General features: G+C 70.4%; 5 protein-coding genes. 2 read left to right on the top strand and 3 right to left on the bottom strand.

The features are described 5' to 3' along the window. On the bottom strand, window positions 1–632 hold a 632-nt coding region (locus PMI01_RS24455), incomplete at its 3' end, for a TetR/AcrR family transcriptional regulator (RefSeq protein WP_007675842.1). A 154-nt stretch (window positions 633–786) separates the two neighbouring features. Between PMI01_RS24455 and PMI01_RS24450 the strand changes: the two genes are divergently transcribed. Then, entirely contained in the window at window positions 787–2,286 is a 1,500-nt protein-coding gene (locus tag PMI01_RS24450; RefSeq protein ID WP_035038313.1) for a bifunctional aminoglycoside phosphotransferase/ATP-binding protein, read from the top strand. A gap of 6 nt (window positions 2,287–2,292) precedes the next feature. On the opposite strand, the gene PMI01_RS24445 is transcribed toward PMI01_RS24450, so the two are convergent. Together PMI01_RS24445 and PMI01_RS24440 are read right to left on the bottom strand one after the other, a co-directional pair. After that, complete coding sequence (locus tag PMI01_RS24445; RefSeq protein WP_007675838.1) at window positions 2,293–2,634, bottom strand: VOC family protein; 342 nt, start codon at window positions 2,632–2,634, stop codon at window positions 2,293–2,295. Between the two features lie 86 nt (window positions 2,635–2,720). Continuing rightward, window positions 2,721–4,493: an ATP-binding protein gene (locus PMI01_RS24440; protein ID WP_007675836.1), complete on the bottom strand. Its 1,773-nt coding sequence runs from the start codon at window positions 4,491–4,493 to the stop codon at window positions 2,721–2,723. A gap of 217 nt (window positions 4,494–4,710) precedes the next feature. Here PMI01_RS24440 and PMI01_RS24435 point away from each other — a divergent pair. Continuing rightward, window positions 4,711–7,128 (top strand): long-chain-fatty-acid--CoA ligase (locus tag PMI01_RS24435; protein WP_007675831.1); only part of this gene is annotated, 2,418 nt, incomplete at its 3' end.

Below are 7,128 nucleotides of genomic sequence, written 5' to 3'. Positions count from 1 at the left end.
TCTCCCTCTGGGAGAGGGGTTCCGTACCTAGCCAGGAACGTCTCGACCGCGTCCTGGCAGATCGCCTCCAGGTTCCGCCCCGGCTGCACATGGTCGCCGGCGGCCAGGCCGAGCACCAGGGTGGCGTGATCGAGCATGCCCAGCAGCTGGCCGGCGGCCCAGGAGGGCTTGTCGACCGACAGCTCACCGGACCGGACCAGGTCCTGGATCAGGGCGATCGCCGCCCCGCCCAGTTCGTCGCGGGCGCTGCGCAGGAAATGGTCCGCCAGGGATTCGAAGCGCCGTCGTTCGGCCGTGATCAGCCGGAACATCGCGCGCGTGGCGGGGCGCGCGGAGAAGGCGGCATAGGCGCGGGACAGGGCCATCAGCCGCACCTGGGCGTCGCCCCGGACCGCGGCGCTCTCGCGGACCGGAGCGGCCATGTCCTGCACGGTGTCGTGCACCACCACCTCGAACAGCTTCGCCTTGCTGGGAAAGTAGGCGTAGAGCGTGGCGGTGGAGACGCCGGCCGCCCTGGCCACGACCTCCATGCCGGTGTCCGGATAGCCCTGGCGCAGGAAGACGCCACGCGCCGCCGCCAGGATTTCGGATTTCTTGCGTTCGGGCCTGTTCAGCCCAGCGCCCATAAGCATGCGACGGTGACTCGATCTACGGTGACGTTCACCATAGTCATTCAACCCTAGCGCAAGCAAGCCGCCGTGCGGGACGTGGGCGGAACTTTCCGCTATGGGGACGCCGCGCCCGGAATTTTGGCGCCATGGGCTGGGTTTGGGACGGGGTTTGGGCGTGATCAAGGACGCGGAAACGGTTCGCGAGCAGGAAGTGGCCGCCTGGCTGGGCGAACGGGCCGATCGGGTGATCGAGACCTCCTGCGCCCGCGTGTTCCTGGTCGGCGAGGCCGCCTGGAAGGTCAAGCGTCCGGTCAATTTCGGCTTCCTCGACTATTCCACCCTGGAGCTGCGTCGCTGGGCGCTGGAGCGCGAACTGTCGTTCAACCGCTCGGCCGCGCCCGACATCTATCGCGCCGTGCGCCGGCTGACCCGCACCGAGGACGGCGGGGTCGAGATCGACGGGGCGGGCGAGACCGTCGAGTTCCTGCTGGAGATGCGCCGCTTCGACGAGCAGGGCGTGCTGTCGGTCCAGCCCTGGGCGATCGACGACGCCCTGGAGGAGGCCCTGGGCCGGACCATCGCCCAGTTCCACGCCGGGGCGCCGCTGCGGCCCCAGGGCGGCGGGGTGGGGGCCCTGGGCTACACCATCGCCTCGAACGCCAACCTGCTGCGCGGCCTGGCCCCGCGCCTGGGCGCCCAGGCCGTCGAGCGGCTGATCGCCGAGACCGACCTGGCGCTGGAGCGCCTGGGTCCGCTGCTCAACGCGAGGGCCGGGCAGGGCTTCGCCCGCCACTGTCACGGCGACCTGCACCTGGGCAACATCCTGATCGAGGCGGGCAAGCCGATCCTCTTCGACTGCATCGAGTTCAACGACTCGCTGTCGGACATCGACATCCAGTACGACCTGGCCTTCCTGCTGATGGACCTGGATTTCCGCCGCCGCCGCGACGCGGCCGGCCGGGTGCTGAACGCCTATCTGGACGAGGCCGGCCGCACCTTCGGTGAGGGCCTGTGGACAGGCCTTGCGGCTTTGCCGCTGATGCTCAGCGTGCGGGCCGCGGTGCGCACCCACGTCTGGGCCTACAGCAACGACGACGAGGCGGCGCGGGCCTATCTGGCCACGGCGCTGGAGCACCTGGCCCCGCGTCCGGTCAGCCTGGTGGCGACCGGCGGCTTCTCGGGATCGGGCAAGTCGACCTTCGCCCGGGTCTGCGCGCCCGGCCTGGGCAGCGCCCCCGGCGCGGTGGTCCTGCGCACCGACGAGATCCGCAAGCGCCTGTGGGGCGTGCCGTCGCTGCAGCGCCTGCCCAAGGAAGCCTACGCCGCCGAGATGAGCGACCGGGTCTATGACGAGCTGTTCCGTGACGCCGCCCTGACCCTGGAGGCCGGCCGCTCGGTGGTGGTCGACGCGGTGTTCCTCAAGCCCGAGCAGCGGGCCCGCGCCGAGGCCTTGGCCAGGAGCGCCGACGTGGCGTTCCAGGGCGTGTGGCTGGAAGCCCCGCCCGAGGTGCTGCGCGCCCGCGTCGCCGCCCGCGTCAACGACGCTTCGGACGCCGACGTGGCGGTGCTGGAAAACCAGCTGACCCGCGACACCGGCAAAATCACCTGGCGCCGGGTCGATACGGTCAGCGCCTTCGAGGACGAGGCTCGGGCCCTGGCGGAGACGATGGGGTAGGGGCGACTATCCTCGGCTCGAGATCTGAAACGGGTTGCCGTCCGGATCCTTGCCGTCGCACAGGTCGAAGGTCGTCGTGGACTTGACCGGCCCCAGGGTGGCCGCGCCGCGTCGTTGCAGCATGGCCTTGGCGGCGGCGACATCGGCGGCGAAGAACACCAGCTTTGGCGGGCGTTGGCCCACCACCGGCTTCCCGTGGTGCAGCGCCAGGCGGCAGGCGCCGGCGTCGAACTCGACCCATCCGTCTTCCCGACCGAGCACGGCGAGACCGATGACGTCCTGGTAAAACCGGGCGAGGCCAGGCACGTCGGCCGTAAAGACCACGATACGCTTCAGATCGAGTTTCAACGGCGGCTCCCAACGCGACAGTCAGATGTTGGAAGGGATCGGTCGGGATTTATTTTTGCAAGCGCCGTCGCGTCGAAAAGCGGCCCCTAGGACTGCGCCGCTTCCACGCAGCGTCCGGCCTTGCCGCGCGCCGCCGCGCTGATCGCCGACAGCAGCTCGATCGGGCGGACCGGCTTGCCCAGGTAGTCGTCGAAACCCATGGCCAGGAAACGCTCGCGGTCGCCCGACATCGCCGAGGCGGTCAGCGCGATCACCGGCATGGCCGGATCGCCCGCCTGGCCCGCGCGGATGGCGGCCAGCGCCGTGATCCCGTCCATGACCGGCATGTTGATGTCCATCAGCACCACGTCGAACGCGCCGCCCTGGAGGGCGTCCAGGGCGGCCCGGCCCTCCTCGGCGACGGTCAGGGACGCGCCGGTCGCCTCCAGCATGGTGCGGACCACGACCTGGTTGACGGCGTTGTCCTCGGCCATCAGGATTCGCAAGGTGTCGAAGTCGGGCGTCGCATCGTCGATCCCGTCGTCCTCGAGGATCGACGCGGGCGGGGCGCTCATCGCCGCGCGCAGGGTGAAGGCGAAGGCGGCGCCGTCCGCATAGCTCTCCAGCGCCAGGTCGCCGCCCATCTGGCGGGCCAGGGCGCGCGAGATGGTCAGGCCCAGGCCGGTGCCGCCGTGGTTGCGCGAGACGGCGTTGTCAGCCTGGGTGAAGCTGTCGAAGATCCGGTCGTGGAACTGGGGGGAGACGCCGATGCCGGTGTCGATCACCCGCAGGCGGATATCCTGCAGGCCGTCGGCGCGGGGCGTCGACGCGGTCAGCTGGATGGTGACGCCGCCCTGGCTGGTGAACTTCAGGCCGTTGGAGATCAGGTTCATCAGCACCTGGCGGATGCGCAGCGGGTCGGCCAGGATCCAGGCGGGCGCATTGGGGGCGATCTCGGTCTTCAGCCACAGGCCCTTCTCGCGGGCGGCGTCGCGCCAGGCGTCGCCGGCCGCCAGGACCAGTTCGGGCAGATTGGTGGCCACATGGTCCATATCGACCTTGCCGGCCTCGATCTTCGACAGGTCCAGGACATCGTTGAGCACCTGCATCAGGCTGTCGCCGGACTTGATCATCAGGCGCACGTGGCGGCGCTGGCTTTCGTTGAGGTTCGAGCGGTCCAGGGCGTAGGCCATGCCCAGCAGGCCGTTCATCGGCGTGCGCAGTTCGTGGCTGGTGACGGCGATGAAGGTCGACTTGGCGCGGTTGGCCTCCAGGGCCCGCTCGCGCTCGTCGCGCAGGTTGCGGGTCAGTTCGTCCATGCGCCGCGCGGCCGCCCGGTTGGCGATCATGACGCTGACGGTGGTCAGCACCACCAGCGCCAGCCCCCAGCGGGCGGTGTCGGGACCGACGCCGCTGGCCTCGAAGAAGAACATCGGGAAGATGACCAGGCTGGCCAGCGGCGCGGCGGCGCTGACGGCCAGCAGGGCCGCGGGCTGATGCCGGAAGTTCTGGGTGTAGATGATCTGACCGGCCCAGATGGCGACGGCGGCCAGCTTGAAGTCGGCGGCGTGCGACAGCCACAGCATCGCCGCCAGCCAGGCCCAGATCAGGTTGATCGGCAGGGCGGCCAGGACGAAGGCGGCGCGCATGGGCCGCGAGGCGGGAACGCCGGCCTTGAACCGCCGGGTCGCCAGCCGCGCCAAGCCTTCGCCCAGCGCCAGGGCCGCCAGCCAGGACAGGGCGAGGCGCAGGCCCAGGGGCGCGGTCATGATCGCCGTCACCAGCACCGCCGGGACCAGCCGCGACGTCAGGAGGCGGTGGGTGTCCAGCGCCACCTCGTCCAGCCGGTCATCGGCCCACGGGGAATCCAACCATCGCACCTTGGTCAGCCTCACTCACCGAACGGCGTTGTTCGTGTCGCACAGTAGCGGATAGCGAGTTGCGCGGGGTGAACACGCGCTGCGGCTGATCAGCGCGGGGGCGCCGTCGTGGCGCGACGGTCCAAAGGTTCGCTCAAGGCGCGCGCCGCGTTGCGCCGCCGCCGCCGCCCCGCTAGCCTTGTCTGAACAACGATAATGATGCGGGAGCGTGGGATCGATGCAGGGCTTGATGCAGCACGGGGCCTTGACGGTCGACAAGATCATCGACCACGCGGCCCTGTGGCACGGCGGCCGCGAAGTGGTCACCCGTTCGGTCGAGGGGCCGATCGTCCGCACCACCTACGCCGCCATCCACGACCGGGCCAAGCGGGTGTCCAACGCCTTGCTGGCCCTGGGCGTCAAGCCTGGCGACCGGGTCGCCACCCTGGCCTGGAACACCGCCCGCCACATGGAAGCCTGGTACGGCATCATGGGCATCGGCGCCGTCTGCCACACCCTGAACCCGCGCCTGTTCCCCGAGCAGATCGCCTGGATCGCCGACCATGCCGGCGACCGGGTGATCTTCACCGACCTGACCTTCCTGCCGATCGTCGCGGCCATCCTGCCGCGCGTGCCCAGCCTCGAGCACGTGGTGGTGCTGACCGACCGCGACCACATGCCCGTCGACTTCAAGCCGGCCGGCGAGGCGCCCAACTACAAGGGCGTGCTGTGCTTCGAGGACCTGGTCGCCGAGCATCCGGCCGACTGCGCCTGGGGCGGCTTCGACGAGGGCACGGCCGCCGGCCTCTGCTACACCTCCGGCACGACGGGCGACCCCAAGGGGGTGCTGTATTCGCACCGCTCCAACTTCCTGCACACCCTGATCACCCTGCAGCCCGACGTGATGGGCCTGTCGCAGAAGGACGTGATCCTGCCGGTGGTGCCGATGTTCCACGCCAACGCCTGGGGCGTGGCGTTCTCGGCGCCCGGCACCGGCGCCAAGATGGTGATGCCCGGCGCCAAGATGGACGGGGCCTCGATCTACGAACTGCTCGACGGCGAGGGCGTCACCTTCTCGGCCGCGGTGCCCACCGTCTGGCAGATGCTGCTGCAGCACCTGCGCGAGAACGACCTGAAGCTGCCGGTCCTGAACAAGGTGGTGATCGGCGGGGCGGCCTGCCCCGAGCACATCATCCGCGCCTTCCAGGAAGACTATGACGTCGAGGTGGTCCACGCCTGGGGCATGACCGAGACCTCGCCGGTCGGCACCCTGTCGGTGATGACCGACGAACTGGCCAAGCTGCCCTATGACGAGCAGATGCCCTACCGTCTCAAGCAGGGCCGCCCGCCGCTGGGCGTCGAGCTGAAGCTGACCGACGACGCCGGCCAGCGCCTGCCGCACGACGGCAAGAGCTTCGGCAACCTGAAGATCAAGGGCCCGATCATCGCCGCCGAATATTTCCGCGGCGCGGGCGGCAAGATCCTCGACGCGGAAGGCTTCTTCGACACCGGCGACGTGGCCACCATCGACGACCACGGCTTCATGCAGATCACCGACCGGGCCAAGGACGTGGTCAAGTCGGGCGGCGAATGGATCAGCACCATCGACATCGAGAACATCGCCCTGGGCCATCCCAAGGCGGCGATGACGGCGGTGATCGGCGTGGCCCACCCCAAGTGGGACGAGCGGCCGATCCTGCTGGTCAAGCTCAAGGAGGGCGAGACCGCCACCAAGGAGGAGTTCCTGGCCTTCCTGGAGGGCAAGATCGCCAAATGGTGGACGCCCGACGACGTGGTGTTCGTCGACGACATCCCGCTGGGCGCGACCGGCAAGATCGACAAGAAGCTGATCCGCCAGCGCATGGCCGACTATGTGCTGCCCAGCCTGGCGGCCGCCGCGGTGGTCGCCGAAGCGGCGGCCGAACCCGAGCCCGAACCCGAACCGCCGGCCCCCACCCTGGCCGCCGCCGACGGCGCCCAGGCCGCGCGCATCTATGCGCCCGAGCCGGAGGAGCCGTTGTCGGAGCCGCCGCCGCTGCTGGAGCCGCAGGTGGTCGAGGCCCTGGCCGAAGCGCCGTCCGAGCCCGTGACGACGCCCGAGCCCGAAGTCGTTCCCGTCGCCGCCGCCCCCGAAGCCGAACCGGCGTTCGAGGCGCGGGGCGAGACCGAGCACTTTCCCCTCGGCCCGTTGACGGCGACCGCCGCGGCCGCCCTGGCGCCGGTCCCGGAGGAGGCCTTCCACGCCGAGCCGGTGTTCGTCGCCGAGGAGCCGCCGCTGGCCATGCCGGTGATCCCGCCGAGGGGTGGAAAGAAGGCCCGGAAAGCCGACGCGAAGGGCAAGTCCTCGGGCGCGGCCGGCGGACTGCTGGACGTGGCGATCCTGGTCGCCCTGGCGCCGGCCCTGCTGGTCGCCGCCGGCGCGGTGGGGGTGAAGCTGAGCCTGTTCGGCCAGCCGGTCGGCTATGATCTGCTGACCCTCGACTGGGCCCCCAAGGTGGCCACGCTCGGCGTCGCCACCGGCGTGCTGGGCCTGATCGTCGCCCTGTTCGGCGGCTTCTCGAAGCTGTGGAAGAAGGCGCTGCTGGCCCTGGCGATCACCGTCGCCACCCTGGGCGTCATGGTGGCGGCCAACGCCATCGGCGGCCGCGCGCCGCCG

It is taken from the genome of Caulobacter sp. AP07 (assembly GCF_000281955.1).
GTDB lineage: Bacteria > Pseudomonadota > Alphaproteobacteria > Caulobacterales > Caulobacteraceae > Caulobacter.
Note: the sequence above shows the minus strand (reverse complement) of the source record. Positions and strands in the feature narration are given on the sequence as shown.